The sequence below is a fragment of the Janthinobacterium leeuwenhoeki genome (assembly GCF_051380795.1).
In the GTDB taxonomy this organism is placed as follows: domain Bacteria; phylum Pseudomonadota; class Gammaproteobacteria; order Burkholderiales; family Burkholderiaceae_D; genus Janthinobacterium.
Window position 1 is genome coordinate 34,859 of sequence record NZ_JBNYXT010000032.1, and the last position, 21,884, is coordinate 56,742.

Consider the following 21,884-nt stretch of genomic DNA (forward strand, 5'->3'; position numbering starts at 1 on the left):
TGCTGAAAATTGCTGCGACTCGATGACTTGCAGGTATTTGTGCGCACGGCCGACCGGGGCAGTTTGTCGGCGGCCGCGCGCGAGATCGGCATTTCGCCCGCGCTGGCCAGCGCCGCCGTCAAGCGCCTGGAAGGGGCGTTGGGCTTGCGCCTGCTGGCCCGCACGACCCGTTCGCTGAGCTTGACGGCGGAAGGCACGCAATACCTGGAACACGCGCGGGAAGCCTTGCGCCTGCTGCGCGCGGGCCACGATGCGCTGTTGGCGGGCAAGGACAGTTTCGGCGGAACCTTGAAAATTGCCATGCCCTCCGATCTGGGCCGCAACCTGGTGCTGGGCTGGCTGGACGAGTTTCAGTCACGCCATCCGAAATTGCACTACCAGCTCAGCGTCAGCGACCGGGTGGCCGACATGGTGCGCCAGCAAGTCGACGTGGCCATCCGCTATGGCCAGCAAGATGATTCGAGCCTGATCGCCATGCCGATTGCCCCCGCCAACGACCGGGTGCTGGTGGCGTCTCCCGCCTACCTGCGCGAAAACGGCCCCCTGCTGGCGCTGGAAGACTTGTCGCAGCGCAATTGCCTGCGCTTCGCGCTGGAAGACGGCTTGCACGACTGCTGGACTTTTTACCGCCTGCCCCAGCGCGAGCAAGTGACGGTGTCCGTGAGCGGCAACCGCAGCGCCGACGACGCCGAGCTGGTGCGGCGCTGGGCTGTGGCCGGGCAGGGTATTGCCTACAAATCGCGGCTCGACGTGGCGTGCGACCTAGCCGCGGGCCGCTTGCAAGCGCTGTTGCCCGAGGTGGCGGGCGAAGCTGTGCCCTTGCACCTGGTCTGCACGCACCGGGCGCAGGTGACGCCGCTGGTGCTGCAATTGCGCGATTTCCTGCGCGACAAGTGTGTGGAATTATTAAAATAGCATCTTTGATTACAACTCGTTGCAAATGGCAATCATGCGCAGCTCAAGCTGGGCGTACCCTCAAGCATTCTGCATGAACCCGCTTGAAGGACTGCCATGACCCCGCCCCGATTCTTGCCGACGACCTTGATTTCCCTGCTATTGCTGGCCGGCTGCGCCGCAACCGAGCCTGCCGGCCACGCCGATCATCGTGCGCAGACCAGTCCGGCGCAAGACGTAGCCATGCTGGAACGGGTCAGCTGGGGCGTGAACGGGGGCAGTGTGCGCCAGTTGCAGGCGCAAGGCTGGAACGCCTGGCTGCGGGCGCAATTGCACCCAGGCAAAGCCAACCTGCCGCCCGCCGTCCAGGCGCAAATCGACGCCATGACCATCAGCCAGCTGCCGCTGGATCAATTGGTGATTTCTATGGAGAAAAAGCGCAAGGATGCGGCCGGTGTGATGGACGACATGGCCAAGCAGCAGGCGCAAAAGGAGTACCAACAGGAACTCAACCGCCTGGCGCGCGAGGCGGCCACGCGTTCGCTGTTGCTCGACGTGTATTCGCCGAACCAGCTGCAGCAGCAGCTGAGCTGGTTTTGGCTCAACCATTTCAGCGTGCACCAGGGCAAGCACAACTTGCGCGCCATGGTGGGCGATTACGAGGCGAACGCCATCGCGCCGCATGCTTTGGGGAAATTTCGTGACTTGCTGGGCGCCACCGTCCACCATCCGGCCATGCTGCGCTATCTGGACAATGAAGCCAATGCCGTCAAGCGCATCAATGAAAACTACGCGCGCGAGCTGATGGAGCTGCACACGCTGGGCGTGAACGGCGGCTACAGCCAGACGGATGTGCAGGAACTGGCGCGCATCCTGACCGGGGTGGGGGTGAACTTGGGCGCAAACCCGGGCACGGAGACGCCGAAAGTGAAACCGGCCTTGCAATCGCAATACGTGCGCCGGGGCTTGTTTGAATTCAACCCGAACCGCCACGATTACGGCGATAAACAATTCCTTGGGCAAACAGTGAAGGGCCGGGGATTGGCCGAGCTTGATGAAGCGCTGGATCGCCTCAGCCGCAGTCCCGCCACCGCGCATTTCATCAGCGGCAAACTGGCCCAGTATTTCGTCGGCGACAATCCGTCCGCAGCGCTGGTAGCGCGCATGGCGGCCACCTTCCAGCGCAGCGATGGCATGATCGCCGACGTGCTGCAAACCATGTTCGATAGCCCTGAATTCCGGCAATCGCTGGGCAAGAAATTCAAGGACCCCATGCATTATGTGGTGTCGGCCGTGCGCCTCAGCTATGACGACAAGCCCATCCTGAACGCAGGCCCCATGCTGAGCTGGCTTTCGCGCATGGGCCAGCCCCTGTACGGACGCCAGACACCGGACGGCTATCCGCTGACAGACGCCGCCTGGGCCAGTCCCGGCCAGATGACGACGCGTTTCGATATCGCCCGCACCATCGGCTCGGGCAGCGCGGGCCTGTTCAAGACGGATGGCCCGCAGCCGCAGGAAAAAGTGGCATTCCCGCAACTGGCCAGCGCCCTGTATTACCAGTCACTGCAAGCGACCTTGAGCCCGGCCACGCGCCAGGCCCTGGAGCAGGCCGCTTCGCCGCAAGAGTGGAACACCTTCCTGCTATCGTCACCCGAAATGATGCATCGCTGAAAGGAATTGTCATGAACCGTCGTGACCTGTTGAAAGCCCTGGCCGCCGCGCCCTTGTTGTCCCATGCGGGCAGGCTGCTGGCCGCGCCCGCCACGGATGCGAAGCTGCTGTTCGTCTTTTTGCGCGGCGGCTATGATGCGAACAACTTGCTGGTGCCGGTCGGCAGCGATTTTTACTATGCGGCGCGGCCGAATATCGCCATCGCGAAACCCGGTGCGGAAAACGGCGCGCTGGCCCTGAACGCGGACTGGGCCTTGCATCCGGCCTTGCGCGAGACTATTTATCCCATGTTCATGGGCGGCGAGGCGGCCTTCATCCCGTTTGCGGGTACGACGGATTTGACGCGCAGCCATTTTGAAACGCAGGATACGATCGAGCTGGGGCAAGAGATCAACACGCGGCGCGACTTCCGTTCGGGTTTCCTGAACCGCCTGGTGCAGACCTTGAATGGCGGCAAGGCCAATCCGCTCAATCCCGCCATCGCCTTCACGGACCAGCTACCGCTGATTTTCCAGGGCGGCGTGCAAGTGCCGAACATGGCGCTGCGCTCCGTGGGCAAGTCCGGTATTGATGCGCGTCAAAGCCAGATCATCGCCGCCATGTACCGGGGCACGCCCCTGCAGCAGCCCGTCAGCGCAGGCTTTGTCGTGCGCGACGACGTGACGAAGGAGCTGACGGGAGAGATGCAGGCGGCCAACCGCAACGCCATCAGTACCAAGGGTTTTGAACTGGAAGCGCAGCGCATCGCCCGTTTGATGAAGGATAAATACAACATCGGTTTCGTCGACGTGGGCGGCTGGGATACGCACGTGGGGCAGGGCGGCGCCAGCGGCTACCTGGCGGGGCGCTTCGATGAGCTGGGGCGGGGCCTGGCCGCGTTTTCGCAGGAAATGGGCAGTGCCTGGCGCAATACCATGGTCGTGGTGGTCAGCGAATTTGGCCGCACCTTCCGCGAAAACGGCAACCGCGGCACTGACCATGGCCACGGCAGTGTATTCTGGGTGCTGGGCGGCGGCATCAAAGGCAAGCAAGTGGCGGGCGAGCAGGTGGCGATATCGCAGGCGACGTTGTTCCAGAACCGCGACATGCCGGTTCTAAATGAATACCGCGCCGTGCTGGGCGGCTTGCTGCGCCGCACGTTCGGTCTGACGCCGGCGCAACTCGACCATGTGTTTGCCGGTGTCAAACCGGTGGAGCTGGCACTCGTGTAAATCGGAATGCCGCCGTGTTACGCTACGCCTGCGCAACTGGCGCGTAGCAAATACTGGCGGCCTGTGGCGTCGGGCACGAATGGAGTGGCATGAACGATACCCAGCGCGACATCGTCAGCGCAGGCTTTTCCCTGGCCTTGATCGCCGTGACGGCCTTCGTCATGCAGCGGTTCTTTTTGCCGCTCGTGTGGGCCGGCATCCTGTGCGTGGCCACCTGGCCCTTGTACCTGCGCGTGCGCGCGGCGCTGGGCCAGCGTACCATCGTGGCCGCTGCCGCGCTGACCCTGGCGTTTGCCTGCATCTTCATCATTCCCGTACTGTTCGGCGTGGCACAGGCGGCGCGCGAAGTGCCCGTGCTGGCCGATTTCATCGTGCATGCGAATGCCGACGGCTTGCCCGCGCCGCACTGGGTGGCGAACATTCCGCTGGCCGGCAGCGCCATCGGCGACTGGTGGCTGGCTACCCTGAGCCAGCCCCACGGCCTCGGTCATTTTTTTGCGGGCAGCGCCATCGGCGGCTTTCATTCCGCGCGCGACATGCTCAAGGTGCTGGGTGCGGATGTGTTCCACCGCCTGGTCGACTTCGGCCTGGCTTTTTTGTGCCTGTTTTTCTTTTACAAGGATGGCGAAGCGCTGACGCGCCAGATCACGGCCGTCGGCAGCCATTTTCTGCGCCCCGAACGCTGGGGCCGCTATGCGCAAAAGATCCCCACGGCCATCCGCGCCACCGTCAATGGCCTGGTGCTGGTGGGCCTGGCCGAAGGCGTGCTGATCGGCATCGCCTACGCGATTGCCGGCTTGCCGTCGCCGGCCCTGTGGGCATTTGCCACGGGCATCCTGGCCATCATCCCGTTCGGCGCGCCGCTCGCGTATGGATGCGCGGCCGCCTTGCTGGTCTTCCAGGGCAATGTGGGCGCCGCCATCGGCGTGGCCGTGTGGGGCAGCATCGTGTTGTTCGTCGCCGACCATTTCGTGCGCCCCGGCATGATCGGCAACGCCACCCGCTTGCCCTTCCTGGCCGTGCTGTTCGGCATTCTGGGCGGCGTGGAAACCCTGGGCCTCGTGGGCCTGTTCATCGGCCCCGTCGTGATGGTGCTGTTCGTCACGCTGTGGTACGAAGCGAATGTCTTTGACAAGGTGCTGCCAGTGCAAACACCTGCCAGCCCGGCCGCACCGGAACGTACGCAGTAGTGAGGGGTCGGCCAGCGTGCTGCTGGCCGGTACTGAGACGTTTTCGGCGTGACCGGGCCGAACACCTGGACCGCTACGCGGTTAAGGTGGACTTAATGCGCTTTAGATAAGATTAAAAGCCAGCGGCGCATCAGCAGCACTTCAACATAGCCCGGCTCGATGCCCGTACCGCACTCGATCAAGGGATTGACGGTGTAGTAGCGCTTGCGGAAGTCGCGGCAGACGAGGATTTCGCGCTTGCCCATGCGGACGAGGAAAGAGCTTGGGGCGTATTCCAGGCCAAAGCGTGAGCCAAAACCGCTATTCAATGTTGCCATGACAATTCCTTTGAGGGAGATGTGTTGAACGAGTCATCAGAATAGCATAACTACTGTATGAAAACACAGCTACTGTATGAATAAACAGTATTTTTTTACTGGTGTGGTTTTTTTGATCATCACCAGGCACATGAAAGAGAGATGAGTTTGCAAGAGAAAAATGACATGCGCATGACCACGGGCTGGGCCACAAAACTGCGCCGTTTCGTCGAGGCGCGCCTGTCGCCCGAAGGCGAGCTGGGCCTGCATATGACGGTGGGCGTGGCCCTGATGCTGGTGGCCATCGTGGTCTTCCACGAGATTGCCGAAGCCGTGATGGGCATGGCCCGGATCACCGTGATCGACCTGCAGGTGGCGCACTGGTTCAACCAGCATGCCGTGCCGTGGATCACCAGCTTCCTGCTGGTCGTCACGCATACGCATGGCGTGCTCGGCGCCATCACCCTGGCGACCCTGCTGGGCTGGTATCTGCACCGCAAGGGCGCCGATTACTGGCTGTTTACCCTGGTGATCACCATGCCGGGCGTCATGTTTTTGAACCTGCTGCTAAAGTACATTTTTGTCCGCGCGCGGCCCAGCTTTGACGAGCCCCTCCTGCAGACGGCCCTGAGCACGTACAGCTTTCCGAGTGGCCATACGGCTACCTCGACAGCCCTGTACGGCTTGCTGGCCGCCTACCTGATTTGCCAGACGGCGCCGGGCGCGTGGGGCAAGCGCATCGCCATCGCGCTGGGTGCTTTCCTGATGGCGTCACTCGTGGGTTTCAGCCGCATTTACCTGGGCGCGCATTACCTGAGCGATGTGCTGGCGGCCATGGCGGAAAGCTATGGCTGGCTGGCCATCTGCATTGCCGGCGTGTCGACCCTGCGTCGCCGCCGGCATATCCGGCAAACCAAATAAGGGGAAACGATCCTGAGTAAAATTGCAGTCATCATCAATGGGGGCGCCGGTTGCGGCTACGCGCCCGACTGGGCGCAGCAGCTTGAAGCGAAATTCGCCGCTGTGGGACTCGACGCCGCCATCACCCTGGCGCAAAGCGGCGCCGACATGATCGCCACGGCCGAGCAAGCCTTGCGCGATGGCGCGCCCATCGTCGTGGCCGGTGGCGGCGATGGCACCATCAATGCCGTCGCGTCCGTCGTTGTCGGCAGCGGCACGCCGTTTGGCGTCTTGCCGCTGGGCACCCTGAACCATTTCGCCAAGGATTTGAATATCCCGCTCGACCTCGATGCGGCGATTGCCAATGTGGCGCAGGGCGCGCGGCACCAGGTCGACGTGGGCGACGTGAATGGCCGCATCTTCCTGAACAATTCCAGCCTGGGTCTGTATCCCGATATCGTGCGCGACCGCGAAAAGCAGCAGCGCCGGCTGGGAAGGGGCAAGTGGCTGGCCTTCAGCTGGGCGCTGGTGGCGGCCTTGCGCCGCTACCCATTCCTCAGCGTGCAATTGAAACTCAACGATGCCGTGCATGCGCGGCGCACGCCTTTCGTCTTCATCGGCAATAATGAATACCTGATGGAGGGCTTGAATATCGGCGAGCGCGAACGGCTCGATGGCGGCCAGCTGAGCCTGTACGTGGCGCAGCGTCCGGGGCGCCTGGGCTTGCTGAAGCTGGCTTTGCACGCGCTGTTCGGCAAGTTGTCGCAAGCCAAGGATTTCGATGTGTTGACGGCCACCGACCTGGAGATTGCCACGCGACACCGGCGCCTGCGCGTGGCCACCGATGGCGAAGTGACCGTCATGAATACGCCGCTGCAGTACCGCATCCGCAAGGCCGCGCTGGCGGTGCTGGTGCCGGCGCCGGCGCCAGCCCAGGAGTAGGTCATGCGTACCATCGTGCATTTGTCTGACTTGCATTTTGGCAGGGTCGATGCGGACCTGCTGGCACCCTTGCGCGCGCTGGTCGAGCGCCTGGAACCGCACGTGGTGGTGGTGTCGGGCGACCTCACGCAGCGTGCCCGCAGCAGCCAGTTCCAGCAGGCGCGGCACTTTCTCGACAGCTTGCCGGGGCCGCAGATCGTCGTGCCGGGCAACCATGACGTGCCGCTGTATAACGTTTTTTCCCGCTTTTTGACGCCGCTGGTGAAATATCGGCGCCATGTCACGGACGATTTGTCGCCCGAATATGTGGATGAGGAAATCGCCGTGCTGGGCATCAATACGGCCCGCTCGCTGACGTTCAAGGATGGCCGCATCAGCCACGAGCAGATCGATGTACTGCGTGAACGCCTGGGCAGTTTGCCACCTGGTTTGACGCGCATCATCGTCACGCATCATCCATTTGACTTGCCCGAGCATTTCGACAAAGATGACCTGGTCGACCGCGCGCCGCAGGCGCTGCAAATGTTTTCCGAATGCGGCGTGGATTTATTGCTGGCCGGCCATTTGCACGCCAGCCATGCGGGCGACACCTCGGCGCGCTACAAGATCGATGGCTATGCCGCCCTGATGGTACAGGCGGGCACGGCCACGTCCACGCGGGGCAGGGGTGAGTCGAACTCGTTCAATGTCATCCGTATCGAAGACAGCTGCATCCGCGTCGAGCGCTACAGCTGGAATGAAGACGGCGCCGACTTTGAAAAGTTCAGCACGGAAGCGTTCGAGCGCCAGGGCGGCGTGTGGGCCAGCTTGCGGCCGCTGTCGGATTAGCGGGGCGAAGCCACGCGTAATCCGACGCTATTGTTGGCTTTGCTCATTGCTGTGGTGATGTCGGATTACGCTGCGCTAAGCCGACCTACGCCGACCTACGCCCACCTGCCGGGGCACACTTCTGTACCTTATAGCCAATAATTCATGAAACGGGCCGCCCATTCCTTCATGCGGTCCGAGATGGGCCGCGTTTCCCATTTTGCTTTGGTGATTTCTTCCGAGTCGCGCAAGTCTTCCTGGAAAGCGTTTTCCATTTCGCGGCCGAAACTGTCGCCCAGCACGATCACGTTCAGTTCGCTGTTATGCAGGAAGCTGCGCATGTCGATGTTGGTCGAGCCCACCGTCGACCAGGCGCCGTCGATGACGGCCGTCTTGGCGTGCAGCACGGCCAGTTTCAAGTGAAAAATGCGGATGCCGCCGGCCAATAACTGGTCGTACAGGGCGTGTCCCGCATGGAACACGAGGCCGCTGTCGGACACGCCGGGCAGCACTACGGTGACGTCCACGCCCCGCTTGGCGGCCGCGATCAAGGCGTCGACCGTCTGCTGGTCGGGCACGAAATAGGCGGACGTGATGTGGATGGTTTTTTTTGCTTCCTGGATGGCCAGGATGTACGCCTTGTAGATTTCAAAACCGCCGTCCGGCTCGCTGGCCACGACGCGCACCAGCTTGTCGCCAACTTCCGACAAGATCGGGAAATAATTCGCGTCCGGCAAGTCGGCCTGGTCTTGCTGCGCCCAGGTGCGGATGAACAGCCACTGGAAAGCGGCCACGGCCGGGCCTTCCACTTTCACGTGGGTATCGCGCCAGCCCACGTCTTTCTTGTCGGTGGGTTTCGATTTCGAACGGAACAGCGAGCTTTTCGCATAGGTATCGCTGATATTGATGCCGCCCGTAAACGCCATCTTGCCGTCGACGATCAGCACCTTGCGGTGGTCGCGGTTGTTGATCTTCCAGTCGTCGCCCTTGAGCTTGGCCGGATTGACGGGGTTGAAGGCCACCAGGTGCACGCCGGCTGCGCGCATGCGCTCAAAAAACGCCTGCGACACGCCCAAGGTGCCCACGCTGTCGTAGATGACGTTGACCGTCACGCCCGCTTGCTGCTTTTCGATCAGCATGTCGGCAAACTTCAGGCCCAGCGGATCCTGGTCGAAGATATACGTTTCCAGATTGATGCTGTTTTTCGCTTCGCTGATGGCCCGGAACATGGCGGCCATGGTTTGCGGGCCGTCAAACAGCAGGGTCACCTTGTTGCCCTTGATCAAAGGCACGCCCGTGGCCGCCTCTTCCAGCGCGGCCTGGGCCTTCAAGTCCATGCCGGACTTGGCCCAGCGCTTGTTGAGCAGGGCGGCCCGGCTGTTGACGTTCAGCAAGGCGCCCTTGCCCGTGATCACATTGGGCTTGGCCACCGGTTCGAGGGTGGTATTGAGATTCTTGACATCGGGCAGCGAGGCGCATGCAGCCAGGGTCCAGCACAGCAGTAGGGCGGTGAGGCAGGATTGCATGCGCCTGGTGGTCATTTTTGAGCCTTGTTTGTCAGTGACAGGTTTGCCGAGTCATCGGCCAGTGCCAGGGGGGGCGGGTTTTTCGAGCCGAAGAAGAAGACGATGGGCGAGCGCAGGAAGCGCTTGCCCAGAATCTTCAACAATTGCATGCCGTGCTTGAAGCGCACCTGGCGCGAACGCAGTGCTACCCACAGGGCCAGTCCAAAGCTGACCAGCAGATTGGCCGTGCCGATGGCGAAGATGCCCGACAGCGACTTGACGGCCAGCTGCCAGCTCATGTTGTGGTCCAGGCCCACCAGGGCCGTGGCGAAGTTGGCGGCCGAGAAGGTGATGTGGCGGATATCGATAGGCAAGCCGATCAGGAAACCCAGGGTACCGATGGAGCCCAGCAAGATACCGAAATAGAAGTTACCCATCAGGCCACCGAGGTTGTTTTCCAGGTACATGCCCAGCCGCTGCAAGCGTTCCTGGCCAATCACGCGGCCCAGGCCGCGCAATTGCGCGATGCGCTGCGCCCAGCGCGTGTACAGCGCCTGATTGTCATAGTAGCCGGAAATCAGGCCGGCCACGAACAGGCACACGCCGGCAATCATGGCATAGAAGATGGCGGGGCTGCCGATAGGGTCGATATCGTGCAGCAGATGCATGGCTTTTTCGGGCGACACCAGATTGTGGCCCGTGATCGCCTTGTAGCCCAGCGCGATCAGCCAGGCGGTAGGAATGGCGGTTGCCAGGTTGCCCAGCACGGCCATGTTTTGCGTGCGGAAGACCTTGTTGATCAGTTCCGCCATGCTGTCGAGGTCGATATTCCTGCCATCCTTGCTGTGCAGGCCGGCCGCGATGCGCGAAGCCGTCATGGCTGGCTGCTTGGTGGCCACCGTGAAGTGCAACAAGTGGATGAACATGAAGCCGATCGAGTAATTCATGCTGAACATGAACGCTTCGACCAGCGGCGCCGAGCGCAGATACGACATCAATATCTTGAACAGGGCCATGAAGCCGATGATCACGCCCGCGCCTGCGGACGAGAGGAACATGGCGCCCATTTCGCGGCGGTTTTCCGCGATGTAATGCTCGCCCGTGCGGCTGGCGTTTTCCGTCACATTGCGCGCCAGCAAGTTGATATTGTCGGAAAACAGGTCGCTGACCTTGTACTTGTGGTTGTGCGCGCGTATCAGTTCCAGCGCCAGCCCCACGGCGCCCGCGCGGCGGCGGCTGACGGGCTGTGGATGCAGCAAGTCTTGCGTGGCGTCCACCGTGATGGCGGCGATATCCACGTTGTTGGATGCCGGCAGCTCGCCGCTCGTGTCGACCAGGAACAGCAGTTTGCGCAGGCGCTCGATGCTTTGCGCCAGCGCCACCAATAAATACGTGAGGGGAATGCTGGTGCCCTGGTACAGCGCTTTCTTGCGGATCTTGGCGATGACGGCGTCGCACTGGTCCAGCATCACCAGCAAATGGCGCGCATCCTCGATGTGCGCGATGTCGCCTTGCAGCAAATTCGTGTAGGCGTCCAGGTAGGCGTTCACTTCCGTGTTCTGCACCATGAACGGCGACTGGAACACTTCGATTTCATTGTGGAAACGCGTCAATTCCGGCTCCAGGCCCATGGCGCAGACGCGGTAGGACAGGGTGCGGATGGCGTCAAGCATGCCCGGCAGCATGATATTGCCGTCGCCGACGGCCAGTTCGATCTCTTCGCTGGTGAGTACGTCGAACAGTTCCAGCCAGTCCGTGGCGGGCACGTTGCTGATCCACAAATAATCGGTTTTCAGGTACAGCACCTGGTCGAGCGCGTCGTTCAGGTATTCGTCGCCGAGGGCGGGCGGCAGCATGCGGTAGGCGATGCGGCGTTTCAATTCCGTGAAAAAACCGCTGTTCGACAGCACGCCGATGTCCGTGTACAGGCTGGCGTGGCGGCGCGCGGCCAGTACGCGCAGCACGTATTCGTGCAGGGCGCGCGCTTGCGCGGGGTTACCTTTGAGAAGCTGGCGCAGGGTGCGCACGTTGGCAATCGCGGTAGCGCTGTCGTGGCAGCGCTTGGGACGCAGTGCGTTGAATAATTCCACCAGCAAGTCGATATTGCTGGAGTTGGGGTCAATGCGTTCGAGGATAGCTAGCATGCAGAAAAAACGGGCGAGCCGCTGTCGGTAAAACCAGTAGTGTACCGCCTGCGTCAAATCGCGCAACGTTCGCCACCGAACATTGCTTTACGGCAGGGCCTGCTTTTGACGCCATCTTGCCACAATCCTGCTCACGCTTGCGTGTTGTCAGTGCGCGACTCTTTTCCTGGGACTAAGCTGACGTTTCTGTTGTGCAACGCACGGATGGCTGGACAAAAAGCGGGGATAAGGTAACACTGAGATCAGATACACAGCGCATGTCCTGATCAATACCGGAAAGTTTCACCCACATTACCGAGATATTTATCATGAAGACCTCGTATTTTGCGCTTGCTGTGATAGGGATGGGGCCTTTCGTGCTGGGCGCGCCGGCCCAGGCTGCCGATGGCGCAGGCAGTGCTGCATCCGGTAACGTTGCCGTGTACGGCGTGCTTGACGCGGGCATCGTGGCCGAGCGCGGCTGCGCCGCCCATTGCGCCGGCACCAAGGTGTCTGGCGGCGTCGCCTCCGGTTCGCGCCTGGGCGTGCAGGGCCGCGAGGCGCTGGGCAATGATGTCACGGCCGTGTTTACCCTGGAAGCAGGCATCCAGAACGACACGGGCCAGTCGGAGGAGGGCCGCTTGTTCGGCCGCCAGGCCTACGTGGGCCTGGACAGCCGCCTGGGCGCGCTGACCCTGGGGCGCCAGTACAACCTGCAATACCTGACGCTGACCGACGTGGCCGACCCGTTCAAGGGCGGCATGGCCGGCAGCGCCGGCAACCTGGCCGGCTACAGCGTGAAACGCTACGACAATACCGTCAAATACGTGACGCCCGCCTTGCGCGGCGTGACCGCCAGCGCCATCTACAGCTTTGGCGAGTCGCCGTACAGCAACGCCAACAACCGCGCGTATGGCGCCACCCTCGGCTATTCGGCCGGCGCCGTGAATGTCAGCGTGTCGCACCAGCGCAAGAATAACCTCATCCTCGCTTCCGGTACCTTGCCTGCCATCGACATGTCGGCCCGCAACACCCTGATCGCGGCGAATATCGACCTGAAAGTGGCCACCGCCTTTGCCGCCATCGGCATCAACAAGGGCTATGGCAGTTCGCCGTGGGATCCGAACAATGCGTACAGCTCGCTGGCCCTGTCGATGTCGTCGTCGGACAGCCGCGACACCTTGCTGGGCGTGTCCGTGCCCGCGGGCGGCTTCAAGCTGCTGGCCTCGTACGTGCGCAAGGATGACCGCGACCTGGCCAACCGCGACGCCAGCCAAGTGGCCGTCGGCCTCACGTATTCGCTGTCAAAGCGCAGCGATTTCTATGCGTCCTACGCGAAGATTCACAACAGGAACGGCGCCCGCTACACGGTGGGCAATGCCAGCGACGCAGGGCGGGGCGACGCAGCCTTCAATATGGGCTTCCGTCACGGTTTTTGAGCTGCTGTGGCCGATGGGGCAGGGCAGCTGGCCCCCAGCCACTTGCCGTTGCTCGTCACATTCACCTGTTCCGGCGTGCCGCGCGCGCTGGTCGTCACGGCCAGCTGCATGCTGAAAGCCTGGTCGCCCGTAAACATTACTTTGCCTTCGCCGCTCGATTTCGGATTGGCACAGGTGAACGATACGTTCATGCCGTTTGCCGTGGCTGTGTTTTTCGACTTGCAATCGCCGGGCTGGCCCGTGGGAATCTGCTTGCGCGCTGCCATCTCCGGCGTCACGCATGCCGTCACGCGCACGGCGCCGTCGGCGCCCACGGTGGGCATGGCCATGCCGCGGCTGGCAGCCATGCTTTCGAGCTGCTTGCGTTGATCGGGAGGAAGATTGCCCAGTTGCTGCAACACCATGGACATGGCGTTGTCGGTGGCGGCGTCCGGCGACGCCATCTTGCTGTCGACTTGCCACAGGCCGGGCTTGATGGTGGCGGTCTGGGCGCTGGCGTGGGCGCCGATGGCGGCGCAGGCCAGTAAACTCAGGCGTAGCAAAGATTGTTTCATGTTGGCGTCTCCAGTATAGGCAGACCCCAGCATACGGCATGGCAAGCGGGGCACGCTTGCCATTGTGTTACAAACTGTGATCGGGCTCGATGCGGCGCACGTCCACGCAGGCGATGCGGCGCTCGTCGGCCTCGATGATTTCATAACGCAAATCATCGAGTTCCAGCACTTCGCCCACGGCCGGCATGTTTTCGAAATGCGCCAGCAGGAAGCCGGCCAGCGAGTTGTACTCGCCGTCTTCGCTGACCAGGGTTTCTGTCTCGAACACTTGCTCCAGGTAATGCAGGTCGGTGGCACCGTCGATGCGCCAGTGGCCGGGGCCCAGCACTTCCACGTCCGGCTGCTCGTCCTCGTCGGGGAATTCGCCGGCGATGGCTTCCAGGATGTCGATCGGCGTGAGCACGCCTTGCACGGTGCCGAACTCGTCGACCACCAGCACCAGCTGGCCGCGCGAGCGCTTCAGGGTTTCCATGGCTTTCAGCACGCCGGCCGCTTCCGGCACGACGACGGCTTCGCGCATGCTGGCCGGGTCGATCTTGCCGCGCGAGACCAGATCCTCGATCAGGTCCTTGCTGCGCGCGATGCCGAGCACATTGTCGAGGTCGTCATTGCAGACAGGAATCATGCTGTGCGGCGTTTCGCGCAGCAATTGCAGCATCTTCTCGCTGCTGTCGTTCAGGTTAACCCATGAGACGTCGCCGCGCGGCGTCATCACGGAGCGGATCGAGCGTTCTGCCAGGGTCAGCACGCCGCTGACCATGTTGCGCTCTGCCACGCCAAAGGCGGCGGCGTCGGGCATTTCCTTGACTTCGTGCTCTTCCACGGCTTCGCGGCCCTTGCGTCCGCCCAGCAGGCTCAGCACGGCTTGCGCCGTGCGGTCGCGCAGAGGGGCGTTCGACTGCAGCTTGAGGAAATTGCGGCGCGCCAGCTGATTGAAGAACTCGATGACGATCGAGAAACCGATAGCGGCGTACAGATATCCTTTCGGAATGTGGAAGCCCAGGCCTTCGGCCACCAGCGACAGGCCGATCATCAGCAAGAAGCTCAGGCACAGCACCACAACGGTAGGGTGGGCGTTGACGAAGCGCGTCAGCACCTTCGAGGCGAGCATCATGACGACGATGGAAATGACGACGGCCGCCATCATCACGTACAGGTTATCGACCATGCCGACGGCCGTGATGACGGCGTCGAGCGAAAAGACGGCGTCGAGCACGACGATCTGCGTCACCACGAGGCCGAAGCCGGCGTAGACTTTCGGGCCCGTCTGGGCGTGCGTGATGCCTTCGAGACGCTCGTGCAGTTCGCTGGTCGCCTTGAACAGCAGGAACAGGCCGCCGAAGAGCAGGATCAGGTCGCGCCCCGAAAACGAGAATGTCCATAGGGAAAACAATGGCGTGGTCAGGGTGACCAGCCAGGAAATCAACGAGAGCAGGCCCAGGCGCATGACGAGGGCCAGGGTCAGGCCCAGCACGCGCGCCTTGTCGCGCTGGTGCGGCGGCAGCTTTTCCGCCAGGATGGCGATGAAGATCAGGTTGTCGATACCCAGTACGATTTCCAGTACGACCAGCGTCAGCAGGCCGACCCAGATTGTCGGGTCAAATAACCATTCCATGTGTGTAACCTTGTAAAGTCAGTAAGTATCAAGCTTGCCTGGCGGCCCAATGCCCCAGGCGTGATGGGTGCTGCTGTCTTGGTGTCAGTGGCGGACGCGCGGCGGCCGGGTGGCCAGCCGCACGTCCGCTTCGGCAAGTGCGCCCGGTCCCGCTTGCCAAATGATGGCGTAAAACGGCACGGCCTGGCGCGAGCTCGGGTACAGCGTGATGGGGTCGTTGTCGCATTCTTCCGTCCCGCAGCTGTCGTTTGGCACGCTGGCATCGTGACAGTCTGCGGTGAAGGCGGGCGTGGCTGTAGCGCAGGCCGCGATTGCATGCTGGAATGGGGAAGGGCTGGCGTAAGCCATACTGGCGAACGCCTGGGGTAAGGCGATGAAAACAAAAAGGCAGAGCAGGACGAGAGCTCGTCTCATATACAGGCAGATAGTTCTGGAACCGTGGAGTATAACACGGGCAGATAACAGCTCGATGACAGGACTTGCGCAAGTGACAAGCATGACGTAAATTGCGAGAGCAATCATGTCACCGGGCAGCGAAGACGCAGCGCGGGCCCCGTGAGCATGCTTGCGTTCGTATTCCATTGCGCCTGCTTTTGCGCGTGTCTAATAACGTAGTGTTACCAGGACTCTGACTTGAAACCCATTACCGCCCTCCTGCTTGCCGCCGGCATCCTCTCGCCTTCCTTCGTCCTTGCCGCCACCCCGGTGGTAGCGGCGCCGACCCAGAAAGCCGGCAAGGCTGCGCCCCACCGCGCCGCCGTCAAAGTCACGTCCGTCGAAGGCATCACCGAATACCGCCTGGCCAATGGCTTGCGCGTGCTGCTGTTCCCCGATGCCAGCAAGCCGACCCTGACCACCAACATCGTCTACCTGGTCGGTTCGCGCCATGAAAACTATGGCGAAACGGGCATGGCCCACTTGCTTGAGCACTTGCTGTTCAAACCCAGCGCCAACTTCGGCGTCAGGAAGGGCACGAAAACCCCGGTCGAGATCCTGAACTCGACGGGCGCTGATTTCAACGGCACCACCTGGTACGACCGCACCAATTACTACGCCACCTTCCCCGCCAACGACGATAACCTGCGCCAGATGCTGGCGATGGAAGCGGACCGCATGGTCAATGCGGCCATCGACCAGAACGACCTGTGGAATCCGAAGACGCAGAAGGGCGAAATGACGGTCGTGCGCAATGAGTTCGAGATGGGCGAGAGCGACCCGATTGGCGTGACCAGCGAACGCATCCAGGCCATCGCCTACGATTGGCACAATTATGGCAAGTCGACTATCGGCGCCCGCTCCGACATCGAGCAGGTGAATATTCCCCGTCTGCGCGCGTTTTACCATAAATATTATCAGCCGGATAACGCCGTGCTGATGGTGGCGGGCCGTTTCGATGAAGCCAAGGTTTTGCAGCAGATCAATGATCTGTTTGGCAAGATTCCAAAACCCGCGCGCGTGATCGAACCGACCTACACGGCTGAACCCGTGCAAGATGGCGAGCGCGCCGTGACGGTGCGCCGCAGCGGCGGCACGCAATTCGTCGGCGCCGGCTACCACGTGGCGCCGTCCGGCAACCCGGACGCCGTCGCCATCGAGGTGCTCGGCCACGTGCTGACGGACGCGCCGGCCGGGCGCCTGCACAAGGCGCTGGTGGAAACCAAGCTGGCCAGCAAGATTGAATACAACTCGGTGAGCAACCTGGAGCCGGGCTACAACCTGTTCGGCGCGCTGGTGCCACTCGATGGCAACCTCGATGCAGCGCAAGCGGCCATGCTGAAAGTGCTGGAAGAGCTGAAATCGCAGCCCATCACGGATGCGGAAGTGGCGCGCGTGAAACAGCAACTGAACAAGCAGGTGGAACTGATTACCTCGAACACGGCGCGCATGACGATCGCCTTGACGGAATCGCTGGCGGCCGGTGACTGGCGCTTGTTCTTCCTGCAGCGCGACCAGCTCGACAAGCTGACGACGGCGCAGGTGCAGGCGGCGGCCGAGAAATACCTGAAGAGCTCGAACCGCACCCTGGGCCGTTTCATTCCCACCGATGCGCCGGACCGCACCATCGTGCCGGCGTATGCCGACGTGGCGCCGCAACTGGCCGGCTATACGGGCCGCGCCGTGGTGGCGCAGGGCGAGGCGTTCGACCCCAGTCCCGACAATATCGAAGCGCGCACGCAGCGCTTCACCTTGCCGAACGGCTTGAAAGGCGCCTTGCTGCCGAAGAAAACCAAGGGCAGTACCGTCAGCGTCGTGTTGAAATTGCAGATCGGCAGCGAAGAGAGCTTGCGCGGCAAGGCGCAAGTGGGCAGCTACACGGCTAATCTGTTGTCGCGCGGCACGGATAAACTGTCGCGCCAGGAAGTGAAAGACAAGTTCGACCAGCTGGGCATGCAAGTGGCGATTGCGGGCGGCGCCGAAGGCGTCACCGCCATGCTGACGGGCAAACGCGAGAACTTGCCGGCCGCCATGGACTTGCTGGCGCAAGTGCTGCAAAAGCCGGCCTTGAACGAAACGCAATTCCTGGAATTGCAGCGCGAGCGCGTCGGCCGCGCGGAGCAGGAACTGCCGGAACCGCAACCGCTGGCCGTGAACGCCTTCCGCCGCCTGCTCGACGCCACGCCGGAAGGCCATGTGCGCCACGTGGCGACCCTGCCGTTTGAGCTGGCGCAATGGAAAGCCATCAAAGTGGCCGATGTGCAAGCGTTTCATGGCGCCTACTATGGCGCGTCGAACGCGACTTTCGCTGCCGTGGGCGACTTCGACCCGGCCGCGCTGAAGGCGCAAGTGGCCAGCCTGTACGGCAACTGGAAGGCGCAGCAGCCGTATGTGCGCATTGCCGATGCCGTCAAGCCTGTCAGCGGCGAGAAAGTCACCCTGGAAACGCCGGACAAGGCGAATAGCGTGCTGTTCGCCATCCAGCCGGTACCGCTGAAGGATGACGCCGCCAGCTATCCCGCCTTGCTGATCGCCAATCACATGCTCGGTGGCGGCGCCTTGCGCAGCCGCCTGGCCGACCGCATCCGCCAGAAGGAAGGCCTGTCGTACGGCGTCGGCTCGCAAGTGAGCATACCGTCGCGCGAACCGGCCGGCTACTGGATGGCGTATGCCATCAGCGCGCCGCAAAACACGCTCAAGGTGGAAGCGGCCCTGCGCGAGGAAATCGCCAAGGTGCTGGCCGACGGCTTTACTCAGGAGGAATTGGCCGAGGCGAAGAAAGGCTGGCTGCAATCGGAAGAAGTGGGGCGCACGCAGGATGCGGGCCTGGCGCGCGCACTGGCCGGCTACCTTGCCGAAGACCGTACCATGGCCTACGACAAGAACCTGGAAGCGAAAGTGGCGGCCTTGACCCTGGCGCAAGTAAACCAGAGCCTGCGCGAGTACCTGAAGCCATCGGCCGTGTCGATCGTGACGGCGGGCGACTTTGCCAAGGTAGCGAAAGAGGGCGACGGCGGCGCCAAGGCAACGACGTCGAAATAAGCCGTTTTACATAGAAAAAACCCGCCGGCAATGACCTTGCCGGCGGGTTTTTTATTGCTGCTGTCAACTTAGCGTGGCGCCATTTCGGCTACATAAATTTCCACGCGGCGATTGCGTGCGCGTCCCGAGGCATCCGCATTCGAGGCGATCGGCTCGCGGGCGCCGCGGCCTTCCGTGACGACGCGGGTCGGCGAGACGCCGCGCATGGACAGGTAGTCGCGCGTGTGGGCCGCGCGTTCCACCGACAGCGGTTCGTTGATGGAAGCGCTGCCCGTGCTGTCCGTATGGCCGATGATGCTGACCGTGGTGTTCGGGTTTTCGTTCAGGGTGGCGGCAAAGCGGTCGAGGATGGGGCGGAAGTTGCCTTTGATGTCGGCGCGGTTGGTGTCGAAGGAAATATCGCTTGGAATTTCCATTTTCAGGCGGTTATCGGCCGTCTGCGTCACTTGCACACCAGTACCCTGTGTCGCTTGTTCCATTGCGCGCTTCTGGTTTTCCATGCGGTTCGACCAGATATTGCCGATGACGGCGCCCGCTGCCGCGCCGATCAGGGCGCCACCGGCCGTGCGGCCGCTGCTGCCGCCGCCGGTGGTGCCGCCGATCAGGGCGCCCAGGCCCGCGCCCACGCCTGCGCCCGTGGCCGTGCCACGTTGTGTGGCGGACATATCGGCGCAGCCACTGGCGGCCAATGCGATCACCAGCATGCCGATCAGGGATTTGGCGCCAGGGCCTTTTTTGAAGGTTTCTTTCATGGATTTTCTCCTTGTTTTGTTATTGGGACATACCCAGGACTACCCGCACACGTTACTGCAAAATGGCGCTGCTTGCCAGTGCGCGCAGAATGTACGCAAAAGGCGGCAAAAGAGCGGCGCCCGTTTGCACGCGCGCCGCTCTTGTCAGGCCAGGCTAACGGCCTGGGCTATAAACCGCGCCCGCTGATCAGGCGCAGCAGCACCATGATCACGGCGACCACCAGCAAGATGTGGATGAAGCCGCCAATGGTATAGGAAGTTACCAGGCCCAGCAGCCAAAGAATGATGAGTACGACGGCGATTGTATACAGCATGATGTGTCCTCCGAGAGTAATGTGTGGATGACGGCGACTGCTCCGGCCCGGAAGGCGCTGGCGCGCGGCGTCGTCATCGTTTTTTGTCATTGCGCGGCGACCGGGGTCGCTGAACGCTGATGCCATGACTAAGTGTCTACTTTGTTTCCCTTGCCTTCTGTACGCTGTCGTACACAAGGCTTAACTATCGTGAGTGGTCGGCGTGTTCATCGGCCATGCCCGGTATCCAGGCCAGCATGCCGGCCATGCCGACGGCGCCCGCCAGGCAGCTGAGCATGCCGCCCGTCAGCAGCAGCATGACGCCGAACACGGGCGCGCTCGCTTGCAACGGGGCCAGGTCCAGCGCGCAGAAGCCCAGCGCGGTGGCGAGTATGCCGCCGCCGATAAAGCCCAGCCAGATCCGGTTGTCGCCTGTCTTGTCGTTTTTCATCGCAGCTCCTTGAAGACATCCGTTGAGATTTCTTGAGTGCATCATCTCGCGGGAAGGCGTACCCATCTGTACGCCAACGAACTTTGCCAAAAAGAAAACGCCCGGACAGGCCGGGCGTGTGTGTTATTTGCCACGTATTGCGGCAGCGCCGCCGTAATGCTTCGCTTAGCCGATGGCGCGCAAGGCGCCGTTGACGACGCGCACGCGGTCGCCCTGGCGCCAGTTCGGCGCGGCACTCTGGTGCACGGTGCGCGTCTTGCCGTTATCCAGGCGCACGACGATGTTGTAGCTGCGCGTGGCGCGCACGCTGCCTTCAATCTGGTTGCCGGCCACGGCGCCACCAACGGCGCCCAGCACGGTGGCCAGTTGCTTGCCGTGGCCGCCGCCTACCTGGTTGCCCAGCAAGCCGCCGACGACGGCGCCGCCAGCTGCGCCCACGCCGCTGCCTTCGGCGCGCGTATTGACTTCATGGATGGCTTCGATCACGCCGCAATTGCTGCACACTTGCGGCGCCGGGGCGGCTGCCGCGTATTGCTGCTGTGGTTGCTGCTGCGGCTGGCGCACGGGTTGCTGCTGAGGCTGCTGAGGCTGTTGCTGCGGCGGCAAAGCAGCCAGCGCTTGCGGCTGGTTCGCCTGCAGGTTGGCCATTTGCTCGGCCGAGGTGCTGGCCGCCAGTGGCTGGCTATCGCCCTGGGATGAAGGCAGCCAGCCCATCAGGGCAGCCGTGCCGACGCCGCAAAACAGCAGGACGGCGACGGCGGCGGCAAGCACCAGTGGATGGAGGGATTTGGTAGTGGTGGTCATGGAGAGCTCCTAGGTTTTTATAAATAATGAAATGGGTAGTGCGTGTTATCCGTGCATGCGGCCAGTGTGCTGTGCCGCTTGCTTCGCTTCCGTGCGTCACCGTACATACAGGGTCGGTACTGCACCGTAGGCTAAGTAAAAATTATGTCGAGTTGTAACGACACCAAGGAAAAGCAATGCCACCAACGACTGCCAGCATGACCCTGTCCCGCGATGCAGGCCGATCCGGCCTGGGCTCTCCCGTGGACGCGCTTGACGCCGGCAACCGCTTGCTGGCCAGCCTGCCCGAGCACGACTTGCGGCACCTGACGGCGCTGTTCGATACCGTCACGGTCGAGGTGGGCGAGGTGCTGTACGAACCTGGCCAGCCTATCGGCTACCTCTACTTCCCCGTCGATTGCCTGATCTCGCTGCTGGCCGTGGCGGAAGGCCGCATGACGCTGGAGGTGGGCTCCGTCGGCCGCGAAGGCGTCCTGGGCGCTTCCGTCGCGCTGGGCCATGATCTGGCGCAAGTGCGTGCCGTGGTGCAGCGTTCCGGCGCGGCCAGCCGCATCGCGCGGGCCGAGTTCTGCGCCGAGTTTGCCCAACTCGAGTCCCTGCAGCGTTTGCTGTACCGCTACACGGATACCCTGCTGGCGCAAGCCATCCAGATTGCCGTGTGCAGCCGTTTCCACGTGCTCGAGGCACGCCTGGCCCGTTCGCTGCTGATCACGCGCGACCGCCTGCAGTCGGAAAAATTTCACCTGACGCATGAATTTCTCGCCCACACCCTGGGCGTGCGGCGGGTCGGCGTGACCAAGGCGGCCAGCGCGCTGCAACAGCAAAAACTCATCACCTACAGCCGCGGCAATATCGAAATCCTCGATTCGACCGGCCTGGAAGCCGTCTCCTGCCGCTGCTATGCGCTGGTCAAGGATAGCGGCGCCATCGGCATGGCCAACGTCTTCGTCTGATTCT

Annotated in this window: 20 protein-coding genes; 10 read left to right on the top strand and 10 right to left on the bottom strand. The window is 62.4% G+C overall.

Translation table 11 applies throughout. From position 1 onward, the window contains the following. Positions 1–9 precede the first annotated feature (9 nt). From ACQ4WS_RS20560 to ACQ4WS_RS20575, 4 genes are all read left to right on the top strand, one after another. Positions 10–915 (top strand): LysR family transcriptional regulator, encoded by a 906-nt coding sequence (locus ACQ4WS_RS20560; protein ID WP_436478891.1) that lies wholly within the window; start codon positions 10–12, stop codon positions 913–915. Positions 916–1,011: 96 nt separating this feature from the next. Further along, positions 1,012–2,568 carry a DUF1800 domain-containing protein gene (locus ACQ4WS_RS20565; RefSeq protein WP_436478892.1) on the top strand — a complete coding sequence of 519 codons (1,557 nt, stop codon included), beginning with the start codon at positions 1,012–1,014 and terminating at the stop codon, positions 2,566–2,568. A gap of 11 nt (positions 2,569–2,579) precedes the next feature. Further along, positions 2,580–3,779, top strand: a complete 1,200-nt coding sequence (locus ACQ4WS_RS20570; protein WP_436478893.1) for a DUF1501 domain-containing protein — start codon at positions 2,580–2,582, stop codon at positions 3,777–3,779. An 89-nt stretch (positions 3,780–3,868) separates the two neighbouring features. Further along, entirely contained in the window at positions 3,869–4,969 is a 1,101-nt protein-coding gene (locus ACQ4WS_RS20575) for an AI-2E family transporter (RefSeq protein WP_436478894.1), read from the top strand. A gap of 92 nt (positions 4,970–5,061) precedes the next feature. On the opposite strand, the gene ACQ4WS_RS20580 is transcribed toward ACQ4WS_RS20575, so the two are convergent. Beyond that, positions 5,062–5,286 carry a hypothetical protein gene (locus ACQ4WS_RS20580; protein WP_010396348.1) on the bottom strand — a complete coding sequence of 75 codons (225 nt, stop codon included), beginning with the start codon at positions 5,284–5,286 and terminating at the stop codon, positions 5,062–5,064. A gap of 141 nt (positions 5,287–5,427) precedes the next feature. On the opposite strand from ACQ4WS_RS20580, the gene ACQ4WS_RS20585 reads away from it, so the two are divergent. From ACQ4WS_RS20585 to ACQ4WS_RS20595, 3 genes are read left to right on the top strand one after another with little or no spacing between them, the layout of a single operon-like run. Next, positions 5,428–6,186: a phosphatase PAP2 family protein gene (locus ACQ4WS_RS20585; RefSeq protein ID WP_436478895.1), complete on the top strand. Its 759-nt coding sequence runs from the start codon at positions 5,428–5,430 to the stop codon at positions 6,184–6,186. 12 nt (positions 6,187–6,198) lie between these two features. Then, positions 6,199–7,107: a diacylglycerol/lipid kinase family protein gene (locus ACQ4WS_RS20590; protein WP_436478913.1), complete on the top strand. Its 909-nt coding sequence runs from the start codon at positions 6,199–6,201 to the stop codon at positions 7,105–7,107. Between the two features lie 3 nt (positions 7,108–7,110). Continuing rightward, positions 7,111–7,935 (top strand): metallophosphoesterase family protein, encoded by an 825-nt coding sequence (locus ACQ4WS_RS20595; protein ID WP_436478896.1) that lies wholly within the window; start codon positions 7,111–7,113, stop codon positions 7,933–7,935. Positions 7,936–8,063: 128 nt separating this feature from the next. On the opposite strand, the gene cls is transcribed toward ACQ4WS_RS20595, so the two are convergent. Then, positions 8,064–9,455, bottom strand: a complete 1,392-nt coding sequence (gene cls, locus ACQ4WS_RS20600; protein WP_436478897.1) for a cardiolipin synthase — start codon at positions 9,453–9,455, stop codon at positions 8,064–8,066. Then, positions 9,452–11,563 (bottom strand): site-specific recombinase, encoded by a 2,112-nt coding sequence (locus tag ACQ4WS_RS20605; protein ID WP_436478898.1) that lies wholly within the window; start codon positions 11,561–11,563, stop codon positions 9,452–9,454. Before ACQ4WS_RS20605 ends, cls begins: the two co-directional genes overlap by 4 nt. 308 nt (positions 11,564–11,871) lie before the next feature. Between ACQ4WS_RS20605 and ACQ4WS_RS20610 the strand changes: the two genes are divergently transcribed. Beyond that, complete coding sequence (locus ACQ4WS_RS20610) at positions 11,872–12,981, top strand: porin (RefSeq protein ID WP_436478899.1); 1,110 nt, start codon at positions 11,872–11,874, stop codon at positions 12,979–12,981. On the opposite strand, the gene ACQ4WS_RS20615 is transcribed toward ACQ4WS_RS20610, so the two are convergent. From ACQ4WS_RS20615 to ACQ4WS_RS20625, 3 genes are all read right to left on the bottom strand, one after another. Continuing rightward, positions 12,969–13,535, bottom strand: coding sequence for a DUF3617 domain-containing protein (locus tag ACQ4WS_RS20615; protein ID WP_436478900.1), 567 nt, complete (start codon positions 13,533–13,535; stop codon positions 12,969–12,971). The two genes, ACQ4WS_RS20610 and ACQ4WS_RS20615, sit on opposite strands and share 13 nt — an antisense overlap. A gap of 67 nt (positions 13,536–13,602) precedes the next feature. Further along, positions 13,603–15,150: a TerC family protein gene (locus ACQ4WS_RS20620; RefSeq protein ID WP_436478901.1), complete on the bottom strand. Its 1,548-nt coding sequence runs from the start codon at positions 15,148–15,150 to the stop codon at positions 13,603–13,605. An 84-nt stretch (positions 15,151–15,234) separates the two neighbouring features. Beyond that, a complete protein-coding gene (locus tag ACQ4WS_RS20625) occupies positions 15,235–15,405 on the bottom strand; it encodes a hypothetical protein (protein ID WP_436478902.1) in 171 nt (56 codons plus the stop codon). 378 nt (positions 15,406–15,783) lie between these two features. On the opposite strand from ACQ4WS_RS20625, the gene ACQ4WS_RS20630 reads away from it, so the two are divergent. Then, on the top strand, positions 15,784–18,627 hold the full coding sequence (locus ACQ4WS_RS20630; protein ID WP_436478903.1) for a M16 family metallopeptidase: 2,844 nt from the start codon (positions 15,784–15,786) through the stop codon (positions 18,625–18,627). Positions 18,628–18,695: 68 nt separating this feature from the next. Here ACQ4WS_RS20630 and ACQ4WS_RS20635 read toward each other — a convergent pair whose 3' ends face one another. From ACQ4WS_RS20635 to ACQ4WS_RS20650, 4 genes are all read right to left on the bottom strand, one after another. After that, positions 18,696–19,331, bottom strand: a complete 636-nt coding sequence (locus ACQ4WS_RS20635) for a YiaD family glycine zipper/OmpA-like lipoprotein (RefSeq protein ID WP_436478914.1) — start codon at positions 19,329–19,331, stop codon at positions 18,696–18,698. A 215-nt stretch (positions 19,332–19,546) separates the two neighbouring features. Continuing rightward, positions 19,547–19,693, bottom strand: a complete 147-nt coding sequence (locus ACQ4WS_RS20640; RefSeq protein ID WP_010396376.1) for a lmo0937 family membrane protein — start codon at positions 19,691–19,693, stop codon at positions 19,547–19,549. 184 nt (positions 19,694–19,877) lie between these two features. Continuing rightward, positions 19,878–20,123, bottom strand: a complete 246-nt coding sequence (locus ACQ4WS_RS20645; RefSeq protein WP_436478904.1) for a hypothetical protein — start codon at positions 20,121–20,123, stop codon at positions 19,878–19,880. Positions 20,124–20,288: 165 nt separating this feature from the next. Beyond that, complete coding sequence (locus ACQ4WS_RS20650) at positions 20,289–20,927, bottom strand: outer membrane lipoprotein (protein ID WP_436478905.1); 639 nt, start codon at positions 20,925–20,927, stop codon at positions 20,289–20,291. 176 nt (positions 20,928–21,103) lie between these two features. Between ACQ4WS_RS20650 and ACQ4WS_RS20655 the strand changes: the two genes are divergently transcribed. After that, a complete protein-coding gene (locus tag ACQ4WS_RS20655) occupies positions 21,104–21,880 on the top strand; it encodes a Crp/Fnr family transcriptional regulator (protein WP_436478906.1) in 777 nt (258 codons plus the stop codon). Positions 21,881–21,884 lie beyond the last annotated feature (4 nt).

Bases quoted from the DNA above. Each gene is read 5' to 3' on its own strand.
- ACQ4WS_RS20565 (WP_436478892.1), top strand. From the start codon at position 1,012: ATGACCCCGCCCCGATTCTTGCCGACGACCTTGATTTCCCTGCTATTG.
- ACQ4WS_RS20570 (WP_436478893.1), top strand. From the start codon at position 2,580: ATGAACCGTCGTGACCTGTTGAAAGCCCTGGCCGCCGCGCCCTTGTTG.
- ACQ4WS_RS20575 (WP_436478894.1), top strand. From the start codon at position 3,869: ATGAACGATACCCAGCGCGACATCGTCAGCGCAGGCTTTTCCCTGGCC.
- ACQ4WS_RS20580 (WP_010396348.1), bottom strand. From the start codon at position 5,286: ATGGCAACATTGAATAGCGGTTTTGGCTCACGCTTTGGCCTGGAATAC.
- ACQ4WS_RS20585 (WP_436478895.1), top strand. From the start codon at position 5,428: ATGAGTTTGCAAGAGAAAAATGACATGCGCATGACCACGGGCTGGGCC.
- ACQ4WS_RS20595 (WP_436478896.1), top strand. From the start codon at position 7,111: ATGCGTACCATCGTGCATTTGTCTGACTTGCATTTTGGCAGGGTCGAT.
- cls (WP_436478897.1), bottom strand. From the start codon at position 9,455: ATGACCACCAGGCGCATGCAATCCTGCCTCACCGCCCTACTGCTGTGC.
- ACQ4WS_RS20605 (WP_436478898.1), bottom strand. From the start codon at position 11,563: ATGCTAGCTATCCTCGAACGCATTGACCCCAACTCCAGCAATATCGAC.
- ACQ4WS_RS20610 (WP_436478899.1), top strand. From the start codon at position 11,872: ATGAAGACCTCGTATTTTGCGCTTGCTGTGATAGGGATGGGGCCTTTC.
- ACQ4WS_RS20615 (WP_436478900.1), bottom strand. From the start codon at position 13,535: ATGAAACAATCTTTGCTACGCCTGAGTTTACTGGCCTGCGCCGCCATC.
- ACQ4WS_RS20620 (WP_436478901.1), bottom strand. From the start codon at position 15,150: ATGGAATGGTTATTTGACCCGACAATCTGGGTCGGCCTGCTGACGCTG.
- ACQ4WS_RS20635 (WP_436478914.1), bottom strand. From the start codon at position 19,331: ATGCTGGTGATCGCATTGGCCGCCAGTGGCTGCGCCGATATGTCCGCC.
- ACQ4WS_RS20640 (WP_010396376.1), bottom strand. From the start codon at position 19,693: ATGCTGTATACAATCGCCGTCGTACTCATCATTCTTTGGCTGCTGGGC.
- ACQ4WS_RS20645 (WP_436478904.1), bottom strand. From the start codon at position 20,123: ATGAAAAACGACAAGACAGGCGACAACCGGATCTGGCTGGGCTTTATC.
- ACQ4WS_RS20650 (WP_436478905.1), bottom strand. From the start codon at position 20,927: ATGACCACCACTACCAAATCCCTCCATCCACTGGTGCTTGCCGCCGCC.
- ACQ4WS_RS20655 (WP_436478906.1), top strand. From the start codon at position 21,104: ATGCCACCAACGACTGCCAGCATGACCCTGTCCCGCGATGCAGGCCGA.